Source organism: Curtobacterium sp. MCPF17_018, assembly GCF_003234135.1.
GTDB lineage: Bacteria > Actinomycetota > Actinomycetes > Actinomycetales > Microbacteriaceae > Curtobacterium > Curtobacterium flaccumfaciens.
The window spans coordinates 55700-80239 of sequence record NZ_QKSJ01000010.1; the positions used below are offsets into that span (position 1 = coordinate 55700).

The 24540-nt window shown below is 71.8% G+C and carries 23 protein-coding genes; 8 read left to right on the forward strand and 15 right to left on the reverse strand.

Going from position 1 to position 24540, the window contains the following annotated elements; all coding sequences use genetic code 11:
• Positions 1–58: 58 nt before the first annotated feature.
• Entirely contained in the window at positions 59–1492 is a 1434-nt protein-coding gene (locus DEJ27_RS12615) for an amino acid permease (RefSeq protein WP_110862535.1), read from the reverse strand.
• Positions 1493–1707: 215 nt separating this feature from the next.
• On the opposite strand from DEJ27_RS12615, the gene DEJ27_RS12620 reads away from it, so the two are divergent.
• Entirely contained in the window at positions 1708–2208 is a 501-nt protein-coding gene (locus DEJ27_RS12620) for a DUF427 domain-containing protein (RefSeq protein ID WP_110862536.1), read from the forward strand.
• 7 nt (positions 2209–2215) lie between these two features.
• Here the strand turns inward: DEJ27_RS12620 and DEJ27_RS12625 are convergent, their stop codons facing one another.
• Positions 2216–2548 carry a hypothetical protein gene (locus DEJ27_RS12625; protein WP_111091052.1) on the reverse strand — a complete coding sequence of 111 codons (333 nt, stop codon included), beginning with the start codon at positions 2546–2548 and terminating at the stop codon, positions 2216–2218.
• 90 nt (positions 2549–2638) lie between these two features.
• On the opposite strand from DEJ27_RS12625, the gene DEJ27_RS12630 reads away from it, so the two are divergent.
• From DEJ27_RS12630 to DEJ27_RS12640, 3 genes are all read left to right on the forward strand, one after another.
• Positions 2639–3019, forward strand: a complete 381-nt coding sequence (locus DEJ27_RS12630; RefSeq protein WP_111091053.1) for a DoxX family membrane protein — start codon at positions 2639–2641, stop codon at positions 3017–3019.
• Positions 3019–3465 carry a DUF6264 family protein gene (locus tag DEJ27_RS12635; protein ID WP_220035389.1) on the forward strand — a complete coding sequence of 149 codons (447 nt, stop codon included), beginning with the start codon at positions 3019–3021 and terminating at the stop codon, positions 3463–3465. Before DEJ27_RS12630 ends, DEJ27_RS12635 begins: the two co-directional genes overlap by 1 nt.
• Positions 3466–3560: 95 nt before the next feature.
• A complete protein-coding gene (locus tag DEJ27_RS12640; RefSeq protein ID WP_110862539.1) occupies positions 3561–3995 on the forward strand; it encodes a hypothetical protein in 435 nt (144 codons plus the stop codon).
• Between the two features lie 4 nt (positions 3996–3999).
• Here DEJ27_RS12640 and DEJ27_RS12645 read toward each other — a convergent pair whose 3' ends face one another.
• Positions 4000–4620, reverse strand: a complete 621-nt coding sequence (locus DEJ27_RS12645; RefSeq protein ID WP_111091054.1) for a hypothetical protein — start codon at positions 4618–4620, stop codon at positions 4000–4002.
• 227 nt (positions 4621–4847) lie between these two features.
• Positions 4848–6293 (reverse strand): APC family permease, encoded by a 1446-nt coding sequence (locus tag DEJ27_RS12650; RefSeq protein ID WP_071247213.1) that lies wholly within the window; start codon positions 6291–6293, stop codon positions 4848–4850.
• 97 nt (positions 6294–6390) lie between these two features.
• On the opposite strand from DEJ27_RS12650, the gene DEJ27_RS12655 reads away from it, so the two are divergent.
• A complete protein-coding gene (locus tag DEJ27_RS12655) occupies positions 6391–6819 on the forward strand; it encodes a DUF6892 domain-containing protein (RefSeq protein WP_110862542.1) in 429 nt (142 codons plus the stop codon).
• Between the two features lie 28 nt (positions 6820–6847).
• Here DEJ27_RS12655 and DEJ27_RS12660 read toward each other — a convergent pair whose 3' ends face one another.
• Genes DEJ27_RS12660 through DEJ27_RS12670 form a run of 3 tightly spaced genes read right to left on the reverse strand, consistent with a single transcriptional unit; the run spans position 6848 to position 9564 of the window.
• Positions 6848–7459: a uracil-DNA glycosylase gene (locus DEJ27_RS12660; RefSeq protein ID WP_111091055.1), complete on the reverse strand. Its 612-nt coding sequence runs from the start codon at positions 7457–7459 to the stop codon at positions 6848–6850.
• On the reverse strand, positions 7456–8658 hold the full coding sequence (locus DEJ27_RS12665) for a glycosyltransferase (RefSeq protein ID WP_111091056.1): 1203 nt from the start codon (positions 8656–8658) through the stop codon (positions 7456–7458). Before DEJ27_RS12665 ends, DEJ27_RS12660 begins: the two co-directional genes overlap by 4 nt.
• Before the next feature lie 9 nt (positions 8659–8667).
• Positions 8668–9564 carry a DUF429 domain-containing protein gene (locus DEJ27_RS12670; protein WP_181430154.1) on the reverse strand — a complete coding sequence of 299 codons (897 nt, stop codon included), beginning with the start codon at positions 9562–9564 and terminating at the stop codon, positions 8668–8670.
• A gap of 158 nt (positions 9565–9722) precedes the next feature.
• Here DEJ27_RS12670 and ligD point away from each other — a divergent pair, with 158 nt between their 5' ends.
• Positions 9723–10745 (forward strand): non-homologous end-joining DNA ligase, encoded by a 1023-nt coding sequence (gene ligD, locus DEJ27_RS12675; RefSeq protein WP_111091058.1) that lies wholly within the window; start codon positions 9723–9725, stop codon positions 10743–10745.
• 41 nt (positions 10746–10786) lie between these two features.
• Here the strand turns inward: ligD and DEJ27_RS17815 are convergent, their stop codons facing one another.
• From DEJ27_RS17815 to DEJ27_RS12680, 3 genes are all read right to left on the reverse strand, one after another.
• On the reverse strand, positions 10787–10930 hold the full coding sequence (locus DEJ27_RS17815) for a hypothetical protein (protein ID WP_155896788.1): 144 nt from the start codon (positions 10928–10930) through the stop codon (positions 10787–10789).
• Complete coding sequence (locus tag DEJ27_RS17820; RefSeq protein WP_163343780.1) at positions 10927–11088, reverse strand: hypothetical protein; 162 nt, start codon at positions 11086–11088, stop codon at positions 10927–10929. The genes DEJ27_RS17815 and DEJ27_RS17820 overlap by 4 nt, the downstream gene beginning before the upstream one ends.
• Positions 11089–11231: 143 nt before the next feature.
• Positions 11232–12275 carry an ATP-dependent DNA ligase gene (locus DEJ27_RS12680; protein ID WP_111091059.1) on the reverse strand — a complete coding sequence of 348 codons (1044 nt, stop codon included), beginning with the start codon at positions 12273–12275 and terminating at the stop codon, positions 11232–11234.
• 85 nt (positions 12276–12360) lie between these two features.
• On the opposite strand from DEJ27_RS12680, the gene DEJ27_RS12685 reads away from it, so the two are divergent.
• Positions 12361–13404, forward strand: coding sequence for an MBL fold metallo-hydrolase (locus DEJ27_RS12685; RefSeq protein ID WP_181430155.1), 1044 nt, complete (start codon positions 12361–12363; stop codon positions 13402–13404).
• Positions 13405–13441: 37 nt separating this feature from the next.
• On the opposite strand, the gene DEJ27_RS12690 is transcribed toward DEJ27_RS12685, so the two are convergent.
• The 5 genes from DEJ27_RS12690 to DEJ27_RS12710 all read right to left on the reverse strand — a co-directional run bounded on the left by DEJ27_RS12690 (position 13442) and on the right by DEJ27_RS12710 (position 20941).
• Positions 13442–14074 carry an FMN-dependent NADH-azoreductase gene (locus tag DEJ27_RS12690; RefSeq protein ID WP_111091060.1) on the reverse strand — a complete coding sequence of 211 codons (633 nt, stop codon included), beginning with the start codon at positions 14072–14074 and terminating at the stop codon, positions 13442–13444.
• A 147-nt stretch (positions 14075–14221) separates the two neighbouring features.
• The gene (locus DEJ27_RS12695) at positions 14222–15838 is read right to left on the reverse strand and encodes a putative Ig domain-containing protein (RefSeq protein ID WP_111091061.1); all 1617 of its coding nucleotides are present in this window, start codon (positions 15836–15838) and stop codon (positions 14222–14224) included.
• 209 nt (positions 15839–16047) lie between these two features.
• Positions 16048–17916, reverse strand: a complete 1869-nt coding sequence (locus DEJ27_RS12700) for a cadherin repeat domain-containing protein (protein ID WP_111091062.1) — start codon at positions 17914–17916, stop codon at positions 16048–16050.
• Between the two features lie 336 nt (positions 17917–18252).
• Positions 18253–19866, reverse strand: a complete 1614-nt coding sequence (locus DEJ27_RS12705) for a hypothetical protein (RefSeq protein ID WP_111091063.1) — start codon at positions 19864–19866, stop codon at positions 18253–18255.
• Between the two features lie 172 nt (positions 19867–20038).
• Positions 20039–20941, reverse strand: coding sequence for a LysR substrate-binding domain-containing protein (locus DEJ27_RS12710; protein WP_110862553.1), 903 nt, complete (start codon positions 20939–20941; stop codon positions 20039–20041).
• A gap of 105 nt (positions 20942–21046) precedes the next feature.
• On the opposite strand from DEJ27_RS12710, the gene DEJ27_RS12715 reads away from it, so the two are divergent.
• On the forward strand, positions 21047–24523 hold the full coding sequence (locus DEJ27_RS12715) for a bifunctional proline dehydrogenase/L-glutamate gamma-semialdehyde dehydrogenase (RefSeq protein WP_111091064.1): 3477 nt from the start codon (positions 21047–21049) through the stop codon (positions 24521–24523).
• Positions 24524–24540: the final 17 nt, after the last annotated feature.

Consider the following 24540-nt stretch of genomic DNA (forward strand, 5'->3'; position numbering starts at 1 on the left):
GCCGACACCCGGTTGTTCACGAGCGAGCACCCGGCAGGTCCTCCCGGGCGTCGGGTGCTCAGTCGCGCAGGGGCTTACCGCCGGTCACCTCGCCCGTCGCCAACTTGCTGTGGCGTCGTGAGTACCCGAAGTACACCCCGAGCCCGATCGCGAACCAGATCGCGAACCGCACCCAGGTCTCCCACTGCAGGAACGTGACGAGCCACAGCGACGCGATGACGCCGATGATCGGGATGACGGGCATGAACGGCAGCCGGAACTGGCGGTCCAGGTCGGGCTGCCGGTAGCGCAACACCACCACGGCCGAGCACACCACGACGAACGCGAGCAGGATGCCGATGTTCGTGAGCTCGGCGACGACACCGATGGGCAGCACCCCGGCCAGGATCGCCGACGCGATGCCGAGGATCCAGGTCACGCGGGTCGGCACGTGCCGCTTCGGGTCGGTCTTCGCGAACCACTTCGGCATCAGGCCGTCGCGACTCATCGAGAACCAGACGCGCGAAGCACCGAGCATGAACGTCACCAGCACCGTGACGATGCCGACGATGGCACCGATCGCGATGACGTTGGCGACACCGCCGAGGCCGACGGACGCGAACGCCGACGAGAAGCCCGACGCCGGGTCGATGTCGGTGTACTTCTGCATCCCGGTGAGCACGAGGGTCGCCAGGACGTACAGCACCATCGAGATGCCGAGGGACAGCAGGATCGCCTTCGGCATGTGCTTGCGGGCGTCGGTGGACTCCTCGGCCGCGGTGGACATGGCGTCGTAGCCGAACACGGCGAAGAACACGGTCGCGGCACCGGTCATCACGCCGCCGAAGCCGAACGGGAAGTACGGGGAGTAGTTCGCACTGTTGATGTGGAACACGCCGAGCACGACGATGAGCACGACGAGCGCCACCTTGATGCCGACGGCGACGAACTCGAACCGGGCGGCGCTGCGGATGCCGCGCGTCAGCACGAACGCGGTGAGCAGGCACAACGCGATCGCGAAGACGTCGATCACGTGCCCGTCACCGGTGCCCGGGGCGCCGAGCATCCACGCGGGCAGGTCGATGCCGAACTGGCCGACCAGGAACCCCACGTAGCCGGAGATGCCGATCGCGACCACCGCCACGATCGCCGTGTACTCGAGCAGCAGGTCCCAGCCGATGAACCACCCGACGATCTCGCCGAGCACCGCGTAGCCGTACGTGTACGCGCTGCCGGCCTTCGGGATGAGCCCCGCGAACTCGGCGTACGACAGGGCAGCGGCGGCGCTCGCGACCCCGGCGACCAGGAAGCTGATCAGCACCGCGGGCCCGGCGACGCCGTTCGCGACGGTGCCGGCGAGGGTGAAGATGCCGGCGCCGATGATGCCGCCGATGCCGATCGCGGTGAGCTGCCACAGACCGAGGTGCCGTTTCAGGCCGTCCTCGCCCCCGGCCTCGTCATCGATCGTGTCGATGGGCTTCCGTCGGAACAGGGTGCGTGTCGTCGTCGTCACCCGCCCATGGTGCACCCGGAGGCGGTCGCGCGCACGTGCGGGCTGTGGGTGTTCGGGCGGCTGGCTGAGCGCGTGCGCGGCGGGGTTTCGCGGTGGGCGACACTTCTCGCGCCGCCGATCCCGTGAACTGTCGCTGGGCGCGAAAGGTCGGGCGCACGAAAGCAGCCCCGCGCACGCACGCGGCGCACCGCAGGCGCCGGGCGTAGACCTGGAGCATGCGCCACCCGAAGAGGACCGAGCCCGGCCCCGGCCAGGAGTCCGTCTGGGACTACCCCCGCCCACCCGCCGTCGAGCGGGTCACCGCCCGCGTCGTCGTCCGTCTCGGCGGCACGGTCGTCGCCGACACGACCGACGCCCTCCGCGTGCTCGAGACCTCGCACCCGCCGGTCTACTACCTGCCGACGGCCGACCTGGCCGAGGGCGCGCTCGTGAAGGCGTCCGGTTCGAGCATGTGCGAGTTCAAGGGCCTGGCGCGCTACTTCGACGTCGTCGGCGGCGACGGGACGGTCGCGAGCCGTGCCGCCTGGAACTACCCGACGCCCGTGCCCGGCTACGAGTCGCTGCGGGAACGCGTGGCGATCTACCCGTCCGCGATGGACTCGTGCGAGGTCGGCGGCGAACGGGTCCAGGCGCAGGACGGCGACTTCTACGGCGGCTGGATCACGTCGGACATCGTCGGACCGTTCAAGGGAGCCCCCGGCACGCTCGGTTGGTGACCCGGCGTCAGCGGTTGGCGTACGGCGACCAGAACGGCGGCGGGAACGCGCCCCCGGTGACGATGACGAGCACCTGCCAGACGAGCATGACGAGCCCGGCGGTCCCGATCACGATGCCGATCCACGACCACGCCTGCACCGCTCGACGCCGACCGGCGATCCGGATCGCCCGCCAGCCGCTCAGCACGCACACCAGCCCGAACACGGCGCCGAGCAGCACGTGCCGCACGGTCGACTGCGCGGGCACGATGATGCCGAGGTAGAACGCGACCGGTCCGAGCAACACCGCGAAGGTCGCCGGAGCTGCCGGCGGTTCGTGGTCCCGAGCGACTGCTCCCATGGACCGCATGATAGCGAGTGAACCTCGCTTCGTGCACGTCCACGTCGCGCAGCGCGGGCACCGGATCGAGGGAGCGGGCACCATGGGGGCATGCGTTCTGTCTTCCGCGTCCTGCTCGGCCTGGTCCTCGTCGTCGCGGGCACGAGTCACCTCACCTTCGCGCGCAAGGAGTTCGCGGCGCAGGTGCCCGACTTCCTCCCACTGGACGACGACACGACGGTGCTCGCGTCGGGGGTCGCGGAGATCACGCTCGGCTCGGCCCTGGTACTCGCTCCGAAGCCGACCCGCCGCTTCGTCGGCTCGGTCGCGGCCGTGTTCTTCACGGTCATCTTCCCCGGCAACCTGTCGCAGTGGGTGAACCGCCGCGATGCCTTCGGTCTGGACAGTGACGAGAAGCGCTTCGTCCGCCTGTTCGGTCAGCCCGTCCTCATCGCGCTCGCCCTCTGGTCGACGCGCGGCCGGCGCTCCTGATGGGCGCGCCCGCGCGCCAGAGCGGCCCGCCAGCCGGGGCGGGTCCCGATCCGCTCGGGTCCGGTCCGGCACGTTTCGGTCGGGAGGCCCGCCACCCACTGACAGGCCGCAGCCGCGTCGCGGACGTGGTCGCCTCCACCGCCCTGCTCGTGGTGCTCACGGTCGGCGCGTTGGCAGCGGGGTGGGCGATCAGACTGATGTCGCTCGCGTTCGTGTCGTGCGCGGCCCCGGGCAACACCTGCAACGAGACGCTGGGTGACTCGGTCGTCGTCGTGGGGCCGATCGTCGTGGCGGCGGTACTGGTCGCGACGCTCGCGGTCTGCGTGCTGCGGCTCGTGCGGCGTCGGCTGACCTGGCCGGTGGTGCTCGTCGGCATGGCGGCGATCGTGGCGGTGTTCTTCGCCTCGCTGTTGCTCGTCGACAGCTCGGTCACACACGGCATCTAGGCGCTTCTTCCTCCACAGGTGGGCAGGGTCGCGTGTCTCTCCACAGAAGCCGAGGTGCGCCTCGCTGGCGGTGTTCGAACCGACACGCTGGAGCCATGCCTGACACCGAGATGCTCGACCGCCTGATCCGTGAACCCGTCCGCACCGACGACGACGTCGTCCGACTCGTCGAAGCCGTCGTCGAACGACCGCTGCGCCGGCAGTGCTGGGTGCTGTTCCTCGACGACCGGGGGATGTCGATCCCGTTCCTGCTGCCGATCGCCGACCTGCCGTACTCCCCGGACGAGCACGTGGACGACTTCGCGGCCCTGATCGCGGACATCGTGGCGCAGCTCGGGGCCGTCGACGTCGTGCTCGTGTGGGAGCGTCCTGACGCCGACCGGCTCTACCCGGTGGACTGGGAGTGGGTCGACGCCTGCGCGTGCGCCCTCGACGAGCAGTCGGTCCGGCTCCGCGCACAGGTCGTCGTGCACTCCGGGGGAGCCGCGATCGTCGAGTTCGACGAGGACACGAAGGCGGTGGCCTCGTGAGCGGTCAGCCCTGGGGAGCGGTGTCCGGCACGTCCTGGCCGGTGAGCTCCTCGACGATCGCCTTCGCCTGCGGCCACGACTTCGCGTAGTGGTCCGGGTCCGAGTTGATCTGCACCGCGTGCGCCATCTGCGTCGGGCTCATCGTCTTCCAGCCGGGCACCTTCACCAGCTTCGCGTAGAACATCGACGCGGCCGTGTACGGGTCCATCCGCTGCTCGTACGTGCCCCAGGCGCCGTTGTCGCGCTGCTGGAACAGGCCTCGGCTGTCCGGGCCGGCTGCGTCGCCGTGGTCGAGGTTCACCAGGCTCGACTCCCCGATGGCGGTCATGACCCCGACGGCCTGCGTGTGCGGACCGATGCCGAGTGCCTGGGCGGCTTCGATCACGTGTGCGGCGTTGACCAGGCGGTCCTGGCAGAAGCCGCCGACGGGTCCGGCCGGTACGACCATCCCGCCGATCGTCTTCGAGGCGACGGCCGGGCACGCGGGAGTCGGGGTGGCGGCGCTCGACTTCGCGATGTCGGCGAGCGAGTTGACCGCAATCACGACGAGGACGACCACGCCGATGCCGACCGCCACGATCCCGGCGCCGAACACCGAGGCGAGGGTGATGCCGACACGGCGCATGACGGACCTCTCGACGGGCTGGGCGGGCGGAGCAGGAAGGGCAGCACGAGCGTACGGGCGCCTCCTGGGAAGCGTGCGGCGGCCCGCCGTGATCGCACGCTCCGCGGTTCGCGGTCGGGGTTCGTTGCTCGCCGCGGGGCAGGTGCATCGCCGGCAACGAGAGACGGTTCTGGTTCACGAAGCGGGGGCTTCGCGAACCAGAACCGTCAGGATTCGTGCGTGGGTGCTCAGCTGTCGTGCGGCGGGCGCTGCACCTTCGTCGGCTCCGTCACGAGTCCGGTCGGGGCCTTCTCGGCCTGCTTCCGTCCGTGGGTGAACCAGGTCAGGACCCAGAGCAGCACGCCCAGGGCCAGCAGCGCGCCGGCGATCTGGTACTGCTGCGGGTCGCGACCGGACGAGAACGGCATGACGAGCCACAGGCACGTGACGATGCCGATGACCGGGATGATGACGCCGGCGCGGAAGTGCTTGTGGTCGACCTTGTCGCGGCGCAGCACGAGCACGGTCACGTTGACGACGGCGAACACCGTCAGCAGCAACAGCGAGGTGGTGCCACCGAGGACGACGACGATGGGGGAGTCCGGGTCGAGCGAGACCCACCCGATCAGCAGCAGCGAGATGAGCGTGGTGAAGACGATCGCGGTCGACGGGGTGCGCCGGGCGGGGGAGATGCGGGACAGGAAGCCCGGCAGCACGCCCTGCTTGCTCATGCCGTAGAGCAGGCGCGACGCCATCATCATGTTGATCAGGGCCGTGTTGGCGACGGCGAACATCGAGATGAAGGGCAGCAGGTCGGCGATCGGGAAGTCCGGCGCGGCGGTCTGCACGACGGTGACGAGCGGGGTCTCGTTGCCGGCCAGTTCACCGATCGGCACCACGGCCACGGCGCAGATCGACACGAGCACGTAGATCACGGCGGTGATGCCGAGGCCCGTGAGCATGATCTTCGGGAAGATGCGCGAGGGGTCCTTGGTCTCCTCGGCCATGTTGACCGAGTCCTCGAAGCCGACCATCGCGAAGAACGCCAGCGACGTCGCGGTGCTGATCGACAGCAGCAGGGACTTGTCCTCCGGCGTCTCGAACATCACGACCCGCGAGAAGTCCGCGTTGCCGCCCGCGATCGCCCAGAACCCGATCAGGATCACCATGACGAGACCGGACAGCTCGACGAGCGTCAGCACGACGTTCGTCTTGACGCTCTCGCTCACCCCGCGGAAGTTGATGAACATCACCGCGAGCATGAAGCCCATCGCGATGAGCATCACCACGCCGTTCGGCAGCTCGATGCCGAACCCGGCGCCGAGGTTCGCCGCGAACGCCCGCGATGCCGTCGACGCCGACGTGATCCCGGAACACATCACGATGAACGTCACGATGAAGGTGACGAAGTGGATGCCGAACGCCTTGTGCACGTAGAGGGCGGCACCGGCGGTCTGCGGGTACTTCGTCACGAGTTCGAGGTACGAGAACGCCGTCAGCAGCGCGACCGCGAACGCGATGAGGAAGGGGAGCCACGCTGCCCCGCCGACCTCGGCCGCGACCTGGCCGGTGAGCGCGTAGACACCCGTGCCGAGGATGTCGCCGACGATGAAGAGCAGCAGGAGCTTGGGACCGATGACCCGGCGGAGCTCGTGCTGCTCCTGCTGTGGGCGGTCCGTCTTGGTGGTGGCCATGCGTCACCCTTGCGCGCGAGATGCCTTTCTGTCCAGTCCCACAGGGAGGTTTCTCGCGATCGCAACACGGTCGCTCGGCGACGGATACGCTCCGGCCATGGACCAGCAGTCGAACACCACCGAGGAGCCCATCGAGTTCGCGGACTTCAACGCGAAGCTCCTGGTGCTCGACGTCCTCTGTTACGACCTCGATGTCCTCGACCCCTACGACCCGGACGCCGAGGACGAGACCGACGAGGACCTCGACGTCGACGGGCAGGACGACCGGGCGCGCGAGTACTACGACGACCTCGACCTGCTGCCGTCGCACCTGTCGCTCGTCACCGAGATCACGGTGGACTCCGACCTCGAGGTGCTGCGGGACGTCCACCCCGGCTGGGACGGCTCGGACGACCGCTTCGACCCGCAGAACTGGGACGACGTGCTCGACCTGCCGGAGCTCCGTACCGTGTACGCCGCCGCACCGCTGCCCGCCCACGTCGCCGAGCGGCTCGCGGCCAAGGGCGTCGAGGTCCGCTCCGCCTGAGCGGGACTCGACCGGGACGGACCGACGGCTAGTGGTCCAGCGTCCGCAGCTGTTCGGTGAACTGCTTCGCGCCGCCCTGCGCCGGGTGCCGCACGGCGATCGCCTCGATTCCGGCCAGGGCGAGCGCTCCCTGAGCCTTCCGACCGACGGCGACCACCCGGACCCGGTCGACGCCGCCGAGGGCCTCCAGCAGCGCGAGCGCGACGGGCGCGCCCGAGCGGACCTCGGCGGGACGCGGCGTCCGGTTCGTCAGCCGGTCCGGCGCCACGAAGGGGTGGTGCGGGAAGATCGCCCACGCGACCGGGAGCGGACCGCGCCAGCCCTCCAGCGCGGCGTGCACGACGCGCGACGAGGCCTCCCACGGTGCCGTCGGCTCCGGTGGCGCCGAGTACCCCGGCCCGAGTTCGCGCATGCTCGTGAACGGCACACCCGTGTTCGTCATGCCGCGCCACCCCGGGGCCTCGGCCACGAGCAACGTGTCCGCCCCTGCCCCGGCCTGCTCCAGGTACCGCGTCAGGTTCGCGCGCCGCAGCCGGCCCGCGGCCGATCCGACGTCGTACAGCGCCTCGGCGTCCGACTCGACGGGCACGGCGTCGAGCGCCGCCCAGAACGCGGCGAACCGCCCGCCCGTCCCGCTCACGATCGCCCGAGCACCCGGCGGTAGACGTCCTCGAGCCCCGCGGCCGATCGCTCCCAGCTCAGCCGCTCCGCGTGCTCCCGCCCCGCAGCGGCGAGGCCGGCGGCGTACGGCGCATCCGTCAGGATCCGTTCGATCTCGTCCGCCCAGTCCTGCGGGTCGCGGGACTCGAGCACGACGCCCGTCTCCCCGTCGACCACGGCCTCACGCAGACCCCCGGCAGCGGCGGCCACGACCGGCACCCCGGAAGCGGAGCCCTCGAGCGCGACGAGCCCGTAGGTCTCGGAGTGGGACGGCACGAGCACGGCTGCCGCGCCGCGGAACAGGAACGCCAGGTCCGCACGCGACTGCGGCCCGATGAAGGTGACGTGGTCGGCGATGCCCCGCGCTTCGGCGAGCCGACGCAGTTCGTCCACGTAGTCGCCCGCCTCACTCGAGACGTCGCCCGCGATGACCAACGTGGGGCGGGCCTCCAGGCTGATGTCGGCGATGGCCTCGATCGCCAGGTCCAGCCCCTTGAGCGGCTGCACGCGCGCCGCCGCGACCACGTAGGGGGTGGCGGCGCGGCGCGCACCGACCGCGGCGGGACGGAAGACGGACCCGTCGACCCCCGGCGGCACGATCCAGATGCGGGCGTCGTCCCCACCGAGCCGGGTGCGCACGGTCGAGGCCTCGGCTTCGGACACCACGACGACGGCGTCCGACTCGCGGGCCAGCAGTTCCTCGCCGGCGATGCGGCCCGCCGACTCGGGGCGTTCGCCCTCGGACAGCGGTGTGGCCGGGTCCGCGGCGATGGAGTGGAACGACTGCACGTGGGGGATGCCGCGCTCGCGGGCGACGGGCAGTGCGGCCGCGCCGGAGAACCAGTGGTGCGAGTGCAGGACGTCGAACGGCCCGAGCTGCTCGAGCTCGTGACGGAACGGCTCGATGAACGCATCGTGCTCGCCCTTGGGCACCGGCTCCGCCGGCCCCGCGGACAGGAACCGCAGGCACACGCCCGGCACGAGCGACACCGAGTCCGGCTGCGTGGGGGCGGACCGGCGCGTGATGATGTCCACGTGGTGGCCCAGGTCGGCCAGCGCCTCGGCCTGGTGCCGGACGACGACGTTCATGCCGCCGACCTCGCGCGAACCGGGTTCGTCTCCGGGGGAGGTGTGCAGCGACACCAGCCCGATGTGCAGGGGTTCGGTCGTCGCGCTCACCGCTCAACCCTAGCCGCGCGGCCTCCGCTGCGACGGGCGCGCGGGTGCCACCACGACGGGCCGGCGGCCCGCCTCGTCCAGCGGGTCCGTGGGGAGGGTGGGCCCACGCCGCCGGTTCCCGGGCGACGCGCCAGCGGCGTCCGGGCCGTGCCGGTGGGGAGGTTCACCTCCCAGGATCTGCACGCGGTCGTCGCCGTGTCGCTCCCAGAACGCTGCCGTCCACGCGCACAGGGCCCCGTCGAGCAGGTCCTCGCGGTGCTTGTGCGTCGGACCGTGCAGCACCGACGGGTCGGCGAGCCGCTGCGTCAGCGGGTTGGAGTCGAGCAGCAGCGGCGGGTCGAGCGGGGTCTCGCGCAGCCGCCGGACCAGCTCGTCGAAGGCCTCGGCGCGACGGGCACGTGCCTCGACGGCGGGGATCCGGAGGTCGAGCCGCTTGTACCGGGGTCGTTCCACGTCGTAGCCGAGCTCCTCCACCCCGACCAGCGTCGTGTACGGGTAACACTCGAACACCGCCGGACCGGTGCGTCGTCGCATCGACTCCGTGCCGGAGACGTACCCGACGCCCAGCGCGGTCAGCCGGTCGAGCAGCGCCGAACCGGCGCTCGCCGCCGACGCCTGGTTGGTCGGGTTCGCCGCGACCTTCCACCGGCCGTAGCGCTGCCCGACCTGCCGCTCGGACTCGCGGATGCCCGTCGGGTTCGTCACGACGAGCGAGGCGTCCACGGCGATCAGGGATCGTGGCCCGAGGTGAGCAGCGATCCAGTCGGTGACGGCGTCGACCCCGCGGGCCCAGCCGGCGTCGGTGATCGTGCCGTCGTGGTCCATCGCGACCAGCCCGGTCTCGTTCGCGGCCTTGCGCTCGGAGCCGAGCCCCCACGCGAGGTCGATGCCGAGGTACGCGTTCACCCGCCCATCCTGCCGACCCCTGGCCGCAAGACACCGGTGTCCGCGCGCTGAACACCGGCGTGCGCGTGTTCGACCAGGGAACACCGGTGTTCAGCGGGAGCGCCGAGGCGCACACTCGGCTGCGGGCAGGCACCCGGCACGCGTGTACGGTCCGCTGCATGGCGAGCGAAGCGACGACGGTGCGGGTGCCGGGACCCGACGGTGACCGCGAGGTCCGGATCAGCAGCCCCTCGCGGGTGCTCTGGCCCGAGGCGGGCATCACGAAGCTCGACCTGGCGGAGTACCTCGTGACGGTGGGCGATGCCTTCGTCCGGGCGAACGGCGACCGGCCGATCTCGCTGCAGCGGTTCCCGGGCGGTGTCGACGGCGAGCAGTTCTTCTCGAAGAACCCGCCGAAGGGCGCGCCCGACTACGTCCGCTCGGTCACGGTGACCTACCCGAGTGCCCGGTCGCACCCGCAGCTCGTCATCGACGAGCCGGCCGTGGCGGTGTGGGCAGCCCAGATGAACACGGTGGTGTTCCACCCGTGGGCTTCTCGTGCCGAGGACAGCGACCACCCGGACCAGCTCCGCATCGACCTCGACCCGCAGCCCGGCACCGACTTCGGCGACACGGTGCCGGTGGCCGAGGAGCTGCGGAAGGTCCTCGACGAGGTCGGCCTGACCACCTGGATCAAGACGAGCGGCAACCGCGGCCTGCACGTGTTCGCGCCGATCCGCCCCGAGCACGAGTTCCTCGAGGTGCGGCACGCGGTGATCGCCGCGGCGCGCGAGCTCGAACGCCGGATGCCCGACCAGGTCACGACGGCGTGGTGGAAGGAGGAGCGGGGGCAGCGGATCTTCGTCGACTTCAACCAGGCGAACCGTGACCGCACGATGGCCGGCGCCTACAGCCCTCGGGCACTGGCGCACGCCTCGGTGTCCACGCCGATCGCGTGGGACGAACTGCGAACCGCCGACCCGACTGCATTCACGATCCGGACGGTGCCGGAGCGGCTGCGGACGACCGGCGACCCGTGGGAGTCGATGGGGGAGCAGCCGGGCAGCATCGCACCGCTGCTCGAGTGGTGGGAACGGGATCTGGCGAACGGCGAGGGTGAGCTGCCGTTCCCGCCGGACTTCCCGAAGATGCCCGGGGAGCCGCCGCGTGTGCAGCCCTCACGGGCGAAGAAGCCCAGCTGAGTCCGAGCGGCCGAGCAGCCGGGCAGCCGGGCAGCCGGGCCTCAGGCTGCGGAGGAGACGTCCCGCTGACGGTCCGGGTCCTCGACGCGCGTGGTGTGCGTCGGCAGCCCGATGCTGGCGGTGTGCAGGCGGGTGAGCCGCGACCAGGTGCCGCGGTGCACGTCGGTGATGCCGTCGACGATCACGAGCCGAGTCCAACCGTGACGAGTGCGAGTGCCGTGGCGGTCACGCCGGCGATGGCGCTGATGACCGCGCTGAGCTGCAGGACGCGCTGGCGCCGTGCCTCTCGGACTTCTGTGAAGGGGCTCCGCCGAGGGTGGCGGACAAGCGTGCTGGTGCTCATGTCGACCGCTTTCGATCCGGGCATCCGGGCTGGACGCCTCGTGCTGCTGACATCATCCTGGCACGGCTTCACTAGTTCGGCTAACTACTTTTCCGGAACCAGGACAGAACAGCGACAAACGGACACCGGGTCGCGTTCCACCGTCAGGACAGCACGTCGTTCAGGTCGTACGCACTCGGTACCTCGAGCTGCTCGAACCCGCACGACGTCGCGTCACGGTCGGGCCGCCACCGCTCGAACTGCACGGTGTGCCGGAACCGGTCGCCCTCCATCTGGTCGTACCGGACCTCGAGTACCAGCTCCGGCGCCAGCCGGACGAACGACGTGTCGCGACCCGACGAGAACCGTGACCGTTCCCCGTCACCGGTGACGGGCCTCCCGTCCGCATCGCGGAGCACGACGGGCTCGAGCTCGTCGATCAACGCGGCCCGGCGCTTGTCGGAGAAGGCGGAGACGCCGCCGACCTGGCGGAGCTCGCCGTCCGCGTCGTACAGGCCGACCAGCAGCGACCCGACGCCGGAACCGCTCTTGTGCACGCGGTAGCCGATCGCGACGACGTCGGCGGTGCGGTGGTGCTTGACCTTGAGCATGGAGCGCTTGTTCGGCTCGTACGGCCGCGCGCGGGGCTTCGCGACGACGCCGTCGAGTCCCGCGCCCTCGAAGGTGGTGAGCCACTCGCGGGCCTGCTCCACGTCGAGCGTGGTGCGGGTGACGAAGAGCGGGTCGGTCATCGCGTCGCCGAGTTGTTCCAGGCGCTCGCGACGCTCGTCGAAGGGCAGGTCGAGGAGCTCCTGCCCGTCGACGGCCAGCAGGTCGAACGCGACGAACTGCGCCGGGGTCTCGATGCTGAGCTTGGCGATCCGCGAGGCCGCCGGGTGGATGCGCTGCGACAGCGCCTCCCAGTCGAGGCGCTCGGCACCGGGCTCGCCGGACCGCAGGATCACCTCGCCGTCCAGGACGACCGGGTGGTCGCGGCCGCCGAACTGCGCGCGGAACGCCTCGACGAGCTCGGGGAAGTACCGGGTGAGCGGCTTGGCGCCGCGGCTGCCGATCTCCACGGCGTCGCCGTCGATGGTCACGATGCCGCGGAAGCCGTCCCACTTCGGTTCGTACCGCAGCCCGCCCTTCGTGCTGTCCGGGTCGGGGACGGTGGCGACGGCCTTGGCGAGCATCGGTGCGATCTCCATGGGTCCTGTCTACTCGCGCGGATGCGCGGCCGGGAGGCCCGGCTCACCCCGGGCAGGTCGGGCTCGCGTCGGTAGGGTGGCCGGCGTGACGACCGTGCCCCCGCCGGCAGCGCCGGCCCCGGAACCGATCAGCCCCGTGCAGGCCGCCGCGCTCCGCGACGGCGTCCTGCCGCCCGTCGAGCAGGTCCGGCCGGGGATCTGGACCCTCGCGGTGCCGTTCCGGTTCGGGGTGCCCGACGCGACCCTCGTGTACGTCGTCGAGGGGTCGGACGGCTCGCTCGCGGTGATCGACCCCGGGTGGTCGGCCGACGGCGGACTCGCCGAGCTGCGGGACGGGCTCGCCACGATCGGACGCACCCTGGACGACGTGTCGCTCGTCGCCGTGACGCACCTGCACGCCGACCACCTGGGTGCCGCGGCGGCCATCCGCCGGGCGACGGGTGCGCGCGTGGCGATGCACGGCCTCGAGGTCCGCGCGCTCGAACGAGAGCGCACGGACGCCCAGCGGAACGACGCCGACATCGCGAGCTGGGGGCTGCCCGAGCGCCTGCGGGCCGGGGTCGTCGAAGCGTGGGGCAGCGGACGCCGCATCGGGATGGGCCGGATCGAGCCGCCGTACGCGGACGTGCTGCTCGAGGACGGCGACCTGCTGCCGATCCCCGGTCGGACGATCCGGACGCTCTGGACCCCGGGGCACACGGCCGGGCACGTGTGCTTCCTCGACGAGGCCGACGGGCTGCTGTTCTCCGGCGACCACGTGCTGCCGCGGATCAACTCCGGCATCGGGCTCGGCGGCCGGACCGGCACGAATCCGCTCGGGGACTACCTGGCGTCGCTCGCGCGGCTCGACCCGTACGCCGACCTCGAGGTCTGCCCGGGGCACGAGTACCGGTTCCGCGACGTCGTCACCCGCGCGCAGACCCTGGCCCGGCACCGGGAGGAACGGTCACGCCACGTCGCCGCGGCCCTCGATGCGCTGGACCGTCCGACGCTGTTCGAGGTCGCGGCCCGGGTGCCCTTCAGCGGCGGGATCGAGTCGATGACCGGGTTCCTGCTCGCGAGCGCGCTGACGCAGACGGCCTTCCACGCGGAGCTGCTCGGGCGGGCCGGCGAGATCCGGCCCGCCTGACGACGGCCGCTGACGGGGTCCCGCCTGGGCAACCGGGTCAGCCGAGCGTCGTCGCGAGGCGCTCGATCGTCGTCTTCGCGTCGGCGAACTCCGCGGCGGCGTGGTCGGCCAGCGGTGCGAGGTCCGGCAGTCGGTCGGCCAGGGTCGCGCTGACGGTGATCGGGTACAGCTTCATGCCGAGCGCGGTGCCGAGCACGATGTGCAGGACGGGGGAGCCGTGGTCCCAGCCCTCGGTCGGGGTGCCGGCGTCGTAGGTCGCGCCGCGGCTCACCACGGTGACGACGGGTCGTCCGGCCAGGGGCTGCACGCCGCCGGTCAGGATGCCGGGCACGTGGATGCGGTCGATCCAGGCCTTCAGGGTCGACGGCACGGTGTAGTTGTACAGCGGCGCACCCACCACGACGACGTCGGCGGCCAGGAGCTCGTCGATGACCTCCTGACGCAGGGCCTCGGCCTCGGGCGCGACGGTCTCCTCGGCGGTGCGGTCGGCGGCGGCCCAGTGCAGCGCCGAGCTCTCCAGGTGGGGGAGCGGGTCGACGTGCAGGTCCCGCCGGACGACCGTGTACTCCGGGCCGCGGGCGCGCCAGGCGTCGGCGAAGGCCGCGGTCAGTGCGCGCGAGCGGGAGTGGGTGAGCTCGGCCGAGGAGTCGATGTGCAGCAGCGTGGGCATGTCGCCAACGCTACCGACGCGGGGCCGCCGCGGGACGGAGAACGGCCCCGCCGCTTCCGTCACCGAGGATCCGGTGGCGGCGGGACGGGGCCGTGACGGGCCTCCCGTCCGCCACGCGGGCACGTGGCGGACGGGAGACGACGCGGGTCAGCGCTGGGCGTGACGTCGGCGCACCGTGCGGGCGCCGATGAGGCCGATGCCGGCGAGGACGAGTCCGAGGGCCCAGGGGAGGGCGCCCGTCGACTCGGTGCCGGTGTAGGCGAGCCGGCCGGAACCGGTGTGGTGGGCGACCGCCGCGGGCACGACCGGTGTGGTCGACCCGACGACCGGCGCGACGGGCGCGACGGTGGGCTGCACGTCGACCGCGAACACGGTGCTCGGCACGGCGGCACCGGAGACGGTCAGGGTGTGCGTCGAGGCGTGCGGGAACGTGACGGACACGAGCCCGACCTCGGCCAGGTCGGAGTACGGCCCGATGACGTCGGTCGCGACGTCCGAGGTGACGGTCGGGGTGAAGAACGTCGGCTCACCCGTCTCCTCGTCGAACTCCGGGTAGAGCTCGTTGCCGAAGCGGTCCACCTGCGTGCCCGAGACCAGGAGCGTGCCGCCCTGCTCGACGGTCACCTTGCCGCCCTTGACGGGCTCGTCGTCCGTGAGCAGGTCGCCCTCGTAGACGTCGCCGTTCGGCTTGATGATCCATGCGGTGGTCGACGTGCCGTCGAGGAGCGCGTCCTCGTTGAGCGTGATGACCTCGATGCCGACGGGGGCACCGGCCTCGACGTCGATGCTGACGTACTGCTCGCTCGTGACGGTGCCGCTGGGGGTCGTCGTCGTCGCCGTGACCAGGACCTCGAAGTACTCGTCGGCGTCGGTCAGGGTGCCCGAGAGCACACCGGTCTTCGCGTCGAAGTCGATCCCCTTCGGCAGGGTGGACTGCTCGTCGCCCTCGTCGTCGAACGACGAGGCCGACAGCTCCGGTGCCGGGGTGCTCAGCGCACGGAACGTGTGCGAGAACGCCTCGCCCGCCGTCGCCTCGATGGTCGGGTCGCTGTCCTCGTCGGAGAGCGGCTGGCCGGCCTCGTCGACGAACACCGGTGCCACGGCGGTCTCGGTGGTCGTCGTCGCGACCTCGCCCACGACCGCGCCCTCGAGCGTGACGGTGATCTGCTGCCCCGCCAGGGCCGGCTCGATCGTGTAGGTGGCCGCCTCGGACAGCGTGGCGCCGGCCTCGTCGGTCCACAGGTAGGAGATCTTGCTGCCGGAGGTGAACCCGGCCTGCTTCGCGACGAGTTCCGAACCGACCGTCAGGTCACCGGAGATGGTCACCGACTGGTCGGCGGCGGCGCGCACGGACGGCTCGGTCGCCGCGGGCTTCGCCGGCGTGGTCGCCGCCGGGGCGGCGGGGGTGCCGACCGGAGCCGTGGAGCCCGCACCGGGGGTGCCGGCGTCGGTCGGCTCGGTGTCCGGGCCGGTCACGCCGGTGTCGTCGCCCGCGGGGGCGTCGTCACCGGTGGTGTCGCCGGCGGGCGGCGTGCTGCCGTCCGCCTCGGAGCCGGTCGCGGGCGTGCCCGTGCCGTCCGTGGCGGTGTCGCCCGGCGTGGTGCCGTCGGCGGCGGCCGTCGCAGGAGCGCTGACTGCCGGGTTCGACTCGGCAGCGGTCGCTGCGGTCGCGGTCATGACGCCCAGACCGGTCGTGAGACCGATCAGCGCGACGGTGGTGCCGACGGCGCAGGCGCGTCGGACGGTGGAGGTGCTACGGCGCACTTCGTCCCCCAGGGTTCAAGTCCGGTCGGGTGCCGGAACGTAAGAATCCGCCGAGAATCCTCGGCATGATCGGATCGTAGGGGTTATCAGCGCACGTGCGCGACGTGCTTGATCAGAATGTGACCCGGGTTGGGGGTTCCCGCACGATTCGCGGACGGGAGGCGCGGTGCGGACCCGCACCGCGCCTCCCGTCCGCATCGGATCGCGTGTCAGGCGCGTCGACGGCGCAGACGGTGCACCAGCAGGCCGCCGCCGGCGGCGAGCAGGCCGAGCGCCCACGCCAGGGGACCGGACTCGTCGGCGCCGGTGTAGGCGAGCGTGCCGGACGCCGGACGGGTCGTCGAGGTCCCGGCGGCATCGGCGTGTGCTCGGACATTGACCCGGAACGAGGTCGTGACCCCTCCGTTGGACACGGTCAGCGTGTGGATCGACGCGTGCGGGAAGTCGACCTGGTTGGACTCCGCTTCCGCGACCCAGGTGATCCGGTCAGTGGCCACGTCGCTCGTCACGACGGGGTGCGGGCTGCCCGGGGTCGTCGTGCGGTTGCCGTTGGCGTCGACGGCGACGGCCTTCACGAACAGCGGGATGCCCTGGTCCGCCGGCACGCTGTCGACCGACTTCGTCTGCACCGACCCCGCGGCGTCGATCGTGTACTCGGTGACCGATCCGTCGGGTGCGACCTCCCACTCCGGGCCCTCAGCGCCGTGGTAGACCGACGCCAGGACGCCGACCGGGGCGCCGGGCTCGACCGTCAGGGTGACGTGCGCCGTCGCGGTCTCGGAACCACTGCGTGCGATCACCTCGAAGTCGTACTGCGTCGCGGGGCGCGGCGTGCCGGTGAGGACTCCGGTGTTCGGATCGATCGAGAACTCCGAGCGGAAGAAGTCGCCGTCCCCGATGACCTCGCCGCCGTCGGCGCCGGCGAGCGAGTACTCGACCGGGCCGGTCGCGCCCTCCACCGAGAAGCGGTGGCTGAACGGCGTGCCCGACGTCGCCGTGAGGTCGAGCGGGGCATCGGCCGAGCTCGTCTCCGTGAAGGCGAGCGGCGCGTCCGTGACGTCGATGCGGATCGTCAGCAAGAGCCCCTCGGAGCGCAGGGTGAGCTGTCGCGGACCGGTGCCGTCGAAGGTCGCCTTCCAGGTGTTGGAATCGTCGTCGTAGCGCAGGACGTCGTCGGGGTCGTCACTGGTCAGGGTCGACTCCGACGGCATCTCGGTGCCGTTGAGCGGGGTCCCGATCCGGTCCGTGACGACGGCGCTGACCCAGAGCGACCCACCGCGTCCGACCGGGACCGCATCGATCAGACCGCCGCCGCCGACCGGGGCGATGCCGCCGTCCGGGCCGCCCGCGACCGACCAGGAAGGATTGCGACCCTCGGCGTTCGAGTACACCTGGGCGCCGATGTGCGTGGCCGCGCCCGGCTGGATCTCGACGCGGACGTACTGCGTCGCGCTCTGGTACTGGTCGGTGGCGGCGACGTCGATGTCGAACGAGTCCGCCGGGTTGGTGAGGGTGCCGCTGAGGACGCCCGTCTTCTCGTCCCAGTGCAGACCGGGCGGCGTGGTGTGCGGGTTGAACAGGTACTCGAGCGGGCCGTCGCCGCCGTTCGCGACGAACGTGTGCGAGAACGGTTCGCCGGCGGTCGCGTGCAGGACGATCCGGTCCTCGGGGCTCGACGACTCGGACCAGGTGACAGGAACCGAGGGCGCCGTGGTCGACTCCGTTCCGGCCGGTGCCGCGGCCGCCGATGTCGGCGTCGGCGTGGGCGTGGGGATCGGGTCGACCGGCCCTGCGGGATCCGGGCTCGGCGTCGGAGCCGGGTCCGCTGCCGGAGTGCCGGGGACGGCGGCCCCGTCCGGAGCGTCGGGAGCGGGGGAGGCGACCGGCGCTGCCGGGTCGGTCGTGCCTCCTGGCTGTGCCGTCGGTGTCACCCCGGTGGTGCTGGACGTGGCGGTGTCGGCGGTGTCGGCGACGGCCGCGGTGGCGCCGATGCCGAACGCGGACGACGCGGCGACGATCGCGACGGCTGCGCCGACCGCGGCGCTGCGTCGGAACGTGGATGTGCAGGAGTGCTTCATGGGGATCCCCCTCGGATACCGGGACGGGACGCCGGATCAGCGTCCTCTACTCAGGGAATGTCCCGTGCGGAGCAGACCTGACGATCCTTCGGTCACGGATTGGTCACGACCTGCACCGGGACCGACGCGACCGCCGAGGCGGACGCGCACCGGGCCTCCGGACAGGCCGTCCCGTCGCTGTCCACGGATGACGCGCTGTCAGTCCCCGACCACGGCGGCCGCGCGAAGTGCCCCGCTCCCATCCGGGGTGCCACAGGATCACGCAAGAACGGACCGGAGGCGCGGGGCAGTCCTGCCCCGCGCCTCCGGTCCGTCAGGCGGTCGCCGTGGCGTGCCTCAGCCGAGTCGGCGACGCAGGCGCCAGACGAGCAGGCCGGCGCCCGTTGCCAGCAGGCCGAGGGCCCACGCGAGCGGGCCGGACTCGTCGGCACCGGTGTACGCGAGGGTGCCCGACGCAGTCGGCGTGTGGGTGGTCGTGACCGTGGTCGTCGCCGTCGGCTGCACCTCGAAGCGGATGGTGCTCGTCACGTCGCCGGACGCCACGGTGATCGTGTGCGGCGACGCGTGCTCGAAGGTCACCCACGTGGCCGCAGCCTCGGGGTCGTACTCGATGCGGTCGCTGGCGACGTCGCTCGTGAAGGTGAGGTCGGTGTGGTCACCGACCGGCTGCCCGTCGGCGTCCACGGCCAGGGCGCGGATCTGCACCCGGTCACCCTGTCGGGCCGGGATCGCGTCGACCCGCTGCGCGTCGCCGTCCGCCGGGTAGTAGGTGATCACGTCGCCCTCGACACCCCACCGGTCGCCGGACGTCTCGTCCGCGGGGAGCACCCCGATGGTGATGCCGGCGACGGGAGCGGGGGCCTCGGAGACGCGGACCGTGAACGAGGTCGAGACGCCGCCCTCGGACACCGTCAGCGTGCGGGTGCCCGGCTCCGAGAACGTCACCGTGTTCGCCGACCAGTCCGGGTCCCAGACCACGCCGTCGGACGCGGTGGTGCTCGTGACGGTCGAGCGCGGGTACTCGTCGCCCGGGGTGGTGCGGTTGCCCAGCGCGTCGACGGCCAGGCCCGCGAGGGTCATCGAGGAGCCGACCGTGGCGGGGACCTCCGACACCACGGTGTCACCGGTGCCACCCGGCGCGTACTCCCGGATCGTCCCGTCGGCGTCGACCTGCCAGCTGACGTCGGAGTCCGAGCTGTCGACGCCGAACGTGACACCCACCGGGGCGCCGGGCTCGATGTCGACCTGGACGTACTGCACGGCGGTCTGGTGCAGGTCGGTCGCGGTGACCTCGAACAGTGCGGGCCCGTCGATCGTGCTCAGCGGGTTGGCGCTCAGGACGCCGGTCTGCTCGTTCCAGGACCAGCCGTTGAGGTCGTTGTTCGGGAAGAAGTTCAGCGGGTTGAACAGGTACTCCAGCGGGCCGTCGCCGCCCTGGGCGGTGAAGGTGTGCGAGAACGGCTGGCCGGCGGTCGCGGTGAGGACGATCGGCGCGTCCTTGCTCGACGGCTCCGCCCAGGTGACGGGCGTCGATGCCTCGGGGCCGGGCTGTTCGGCGGCGGGGGTCGTCGTCGTGGTGTCCGCGGCGGGCGGCGCGGTCGCGGCCGGGGTGGGTGTCGGGGTGTTGTCCGGCGCCGCCGTCTCGTCGGTCGGTGCGGGTGCGGGTGCTGGTACAGGTGCCGGGTCGGCGGTCTCGCCATCCGGTGCGGGCTGCGCTGTGTCGGGAGCGGTATCGGTGCCGGTGTCGTCCGCCGTGGTGTCGAGTGCGGTGGTCGCGGTGGTCGCGTTCTGCGGAGCCGACGTCGCGGTGGTGCTCGGTGCAGCGGTCTCGTCGGTCGCTGCGGAGGCGGCGCTCGCCCCGATGCCGAACGCCGACGAAGCCGTGACGATCGCGATCGCCGCTCCGATCGCCGCGCTGCGGCGGAAGGTGTACTTGCAGGACTGGTTCATGGGATCCCCCTCGGATGCCGGGACGGGACGCCGGATCAGCGCCCCTCACTCAGAGGATGTCGCCCGCTTGACCAGTTCTGACGATCGCTCGATCACGAAATCATCACGATGGCAACGGAGGTACGCAGCCGTCGTGCCGACCCGACCCGCGCCGCGCCTCCAGACCGCCGTGTCACGCTCCGACGACGGACGCGGCACGTTCGAGCGCGGCGCGGAGCGCTCGCACGGCTGGCGACGATGCGCCCGCGGCGCGGACCACCGTGAAGATCGTGCGCCGCGGTCGCTCGGGAAGCTCGAGCAGTCGGCAGGTCGTCGTCCGACCGGTCCACATCAGGTCGGGCATCAGGCTGACGGCGTTGCCCGACTCGACCAGGCGGATCTGCGTCTGCAGGTCGGCGGTCTCGTACCGGACGTCGGGCTCGAAACCCCAGCGTCGGCAGACCTGCTCGGCGAAGTGCCGCGACGCCGTGCCGCGGGGCTCCATCACCCAGGGCATGGTGCGGGCGTCCTCGAGCGACGACACCGGACGCAGAGCCGTGTAGCGCGGGGGCAGGGCGAGCCGGACCGCGTCCGTCGTCAGGTCGGATCGGTCGAGCCCGGGCAGGTGCGGAGCGGCATGGGCCGGGTACTGCTCGGCGATGACCATGTCGAAGTCGCGAGCCCACGTCTCGTTCAGCGCGGTCTCCGGTTCCCGCTGCACCATCTCGACCCGGACGTCGGGGTGTTCCGTGGCCATCTCGTGCAGGGCGCTCGGCATCAGGGCGAGGGCCGCCGACTGGAACACGGCGACCCGCACGCGGCCCTGCACGGACGACAGGGTCTCCTCCACCTGGGACTGCGCGTGCTCGAGGACGTCGAGCACCTGGCTCGCCGCGGCCACCAGCACCTCGGCCTGCGGGGTGAGCTGGAGCCGTCGCCCGGCCTTGCGGAGGAGCTGCACGCCGGCCTCCCGCTCCAGGGCACTCAGCTGCTGCGAGACCGCCGACGGGGTGAAGTTCACCGCCTCGGCGACGGCCGCGATCGTGCCGCGGATGGACAGCTCACGGAGGAGCACGAGACGGCGGACGTCGAGCATGGTCCGACGCTAGCCGGGTCACGACCGGAACGGTAGCGCAACTGAACGGTATCCATCAGGAACGCTCACTTCCGCTACCGCATCCCGGACCTCCACACTGAACCCATGACGACGCTGCACGAGGACTCCGCCATCGACCACGACGCCCTGGCGGACCAGTCCGTCGCGCTCGTCCGACAGTGGCTCGCCGAGGCCGAGTCGTACCCGGTCGACGGCTCCGCGAAGCAGCTCGCCGGCGTGCTCGCCGACCCCGCCGGACTCGATTTCGCCGTCGGGTTCGTCGACGGGGTCGTGCGACCGGAAGACCTCACCGTCGCCGCCCGCAAGCTCCGCCAGATCGCCCCGGACGCCCCCGGGTTCCTGCCAGCCGCGCTCCGCGGACTCGTCCGACTCGGCGGCGGCATGGCCCCGGTGCTGCCGAACGTCGTCGTCCCCATCGCCCGACGCGTCCTCCGCAACATGGTCGGTCACCTGATCGTCGACGCCACCGACACCAAGCTCGGCCCGGCCATCGCCGGCATCAAGCGCGACGGCGTCCGCCTCAACGTCAACCTGCTCGGTGAGGCCGTGCTGGGCGAGCGCGAAGCCGCCCGCCGTCTCGAGGGCACGCACAAGCTCCTGTCCCGCGACGACGTCGACTACGTCTCCATCAAGGTGTCCTCGACGGTGCACCCGCACTCGCCGTGGGCGTTCAATCATGCGGTGGACGACATCGTCGAACAGCTCCGACCGCTCTTCCAGCGCGCCGCAGCCGCCACCCCGGCCAAGTTCATCAACCTCGACATGGAGGAGTACAAGGACCTCGACCTCACCATCGCGGTCTTCACGAAGCTCCTCGACGAGCCCGAGTTCCTCGGCCTCGAAGCCGGCATCGTGCTGCAGGCGTACCTGCCCGACGCGCTCGCCGCGATGCAGGAGCTGCAGGAGTGGTCTGCCGCCCGCCGCGCTCGTGGTGGCGCCGGCATCAAGGTCCGTCTGGTCAAGGGCGCGAACCTGCCGATGGAGCAGGTCGAGGCCTCGGTGCACGGCTGGCCGCTCGCCACCTGGCACACCAAGCAGGACTCGGACACCAACTACAAGCGCGTGCTCGACTGGGCGCTCACCCCATCGCGCGTCGAGAACGTCCGCGTCGGTGTCGCCGGGCACAACCTGTTCGACGTCGCCCACGCCTGGCTGCTCGCCGGCGAACGCGGGGTGCGGGACGGCATCGAGTTCGAGATGCTGCTCGGCATGGCGCAGGGGCAGGCGTCGGCCGTGAAGAACACGGTGGGTTCGCTCCTGCTCTACACGCCGGTCGTCCACCCTGGCGAGTTCGACGTCGCGATCGCCTACCTGATCCGCCGTCTCGAAGAAGGCGCGTCGCAGGACAACTTCATGTCCGCGGTCTTCTCGCTGGTGTCCTCGCCGCCGCTGTTCGCCCGCGAAGAGGAGCGCTTCCGCGCGTCCCTCGTGCCGCTCGCGACGCCCGAGGGGCTCGCAGCACCGGCATCACACCGGGTCGCCGACCGCTACGCCGCCGTCGGCCGCCCCGGCCCCGGCCACTTCGAGAACACCCCGGACAGCGATCCCTCCGTCGGCGCCGTCAGGGCCTGGGGTGACGCCATCACCGCACGGGTCGCCTCGTCGACGCTCGGCGTCCGTGCCGTCCAGGAGGCCCGGGTCGACTCCGCCACGGCGCTCGACACCGCGCTCGGTCGCGCCAAGGCCGCCGGTGCGGTCTGGGGGACCTGGTCCGGTGGTGCACGTGGCGCCGTGCTGCACGCCGTCGGCGACGCACTCGAGGCGAACCGTGCCGCCCTCATCGAGGTCATGGCGTCGGAGACCGGCAAGACCATCGACCAGGCCGACCCCGAGGTGTCCGAGGCGATCGACTTCGCGCACTTCTACGGCACCCTGGCGTCCTCGCTCGACGACGTCGACGGTGCGACCTTCACGCCCGCGGCGCTGACCCTGGTCGCACCGCCGTGGAACTTCCCGGTCGCGATCCCCGCCGGATCGACCCTCGCGGCGCTGGCGGCCGGGTCCGCCGTGGTGCTGAAGCCCGCACCGCCCGCCGAGCGCTCCGGGGCCGTGCTCGCCTCGATCATCGAGACCGCGCTCGACGCCCACGGGGCCCCGGCCGACGTGCTCGCGTTCCTGCAGGTGTCGGAGAACGAACTCGGGCAACAGCTCATCGCGTCGCCGATGGTCGACCAGGTCATCCTCACCGGTGCCTACGAGACGGCCGAGCTCTTCCGCTCGTTCCGCCCCGACCTGCCGCTGCTCGCCGAGACCTCGGGCAAGAACGCCGTGATCGTCACGCCGTCGTCCGACCTCGACCTCGCCGTGAAGGACGTCGTCGCGTCCGCGTTCGGGCACGCCGGCCAGAAGTGCTCGGCCGCGTCCCTCGTCGTCATGGTCGGCTCGGTCGCGAAGTCCAAGCGCTTCCGGAACCAGCTGCTCGACGCGGTGTCCTCGCTCACCGTCGGCTACCCGACCGACGCCGCGACGCAGATGGGCCCGGTCATCGAGCCGGCCTCGGGCAAGCTGCTCGACGGCCTGACGAAGCTGAGCGCGGGGGAGTCCTGGGCCGTCGAGCCGAAGCAGCTCGACGAGACCGGCAAGCTCTGGAGCCCCGGGGTCCGACAGGGCGTCCGCCGTGGTTCGGAGTTCCACCGCACCGAGTACTTCGGCCCGATCCTCGGCATGATGACCGCCGACTCCCTCGACGAGGCGATCGACATCGTGAACGAGGTCGACTACGGCCTGACCTCGGGTCTGCACTCGCTCGACCCGGGTGAGATCGGCACGTGGCTGTCGCGGATCCAGGCGGGCAACCTCTACGTCAACCGCGGCATCACGGGCGCCATCGTCCGGCGTCAGCCGTTCGGCGGGTGGAAGAAGTCGGCCGTGGGGGCCGGCACGAAGGCCGGTGGGCTGAACTACCTGCTCGGGCTCGGTTCGTGGACGCCCGCTGCGGCAACCGCGTCGGCTGCTCCGTCCGCCCCGGTCCGGGCGTTCGCACGGGCCGCCGGCGTGACCTCGGAGGTGCTCGACCGTGCGCTGGCGTCGGATGAGCAGGCCTGGTCGACGCTGTTCGGCACGGCGACCGACGTGTCGGCGCTCTCCGCCGAGCGGAACATCGCCCGGTACCTGCCGTTCCCGTCGGTGCAGGTGCGGCTGGCCGCGGTCTCCGATCTGGACGCCGACGCGGACGCCTCGGTGGTCGAGCTCGTCCGCGTCGTCGCCGCTGCGCTCCGCGCCGGCACGACGATCGAGGTCTCCACGGCCGCGACGCTGCCGTCGTCCGTCGCCTCGGCGATCCGTTCGCTGCCGATCGTCCGCTCGCTGTCGCAGACGGTCTCCGACGAGGCCTTCGCGAGCTCGGTCGCGTCGGGTCCGTCGACGCGGGTGCGGCTCATCGGTGGCGACACCTCGGCGCTGTACTCGGCCGTCGGTGGTCGTCCGGACGTCGCTGTCCACGGCGGCCCCGTGACCGAGGCCGGGCGGCTCGAGATCCTGCCGTTCGTCCGCGAGCAGGCGGTGTCGATCACGGCGCACCGGTTCGGTACGCCCAACCACCTGACCGACGACCTGATCTGACCCCGGACCGCGGCGCT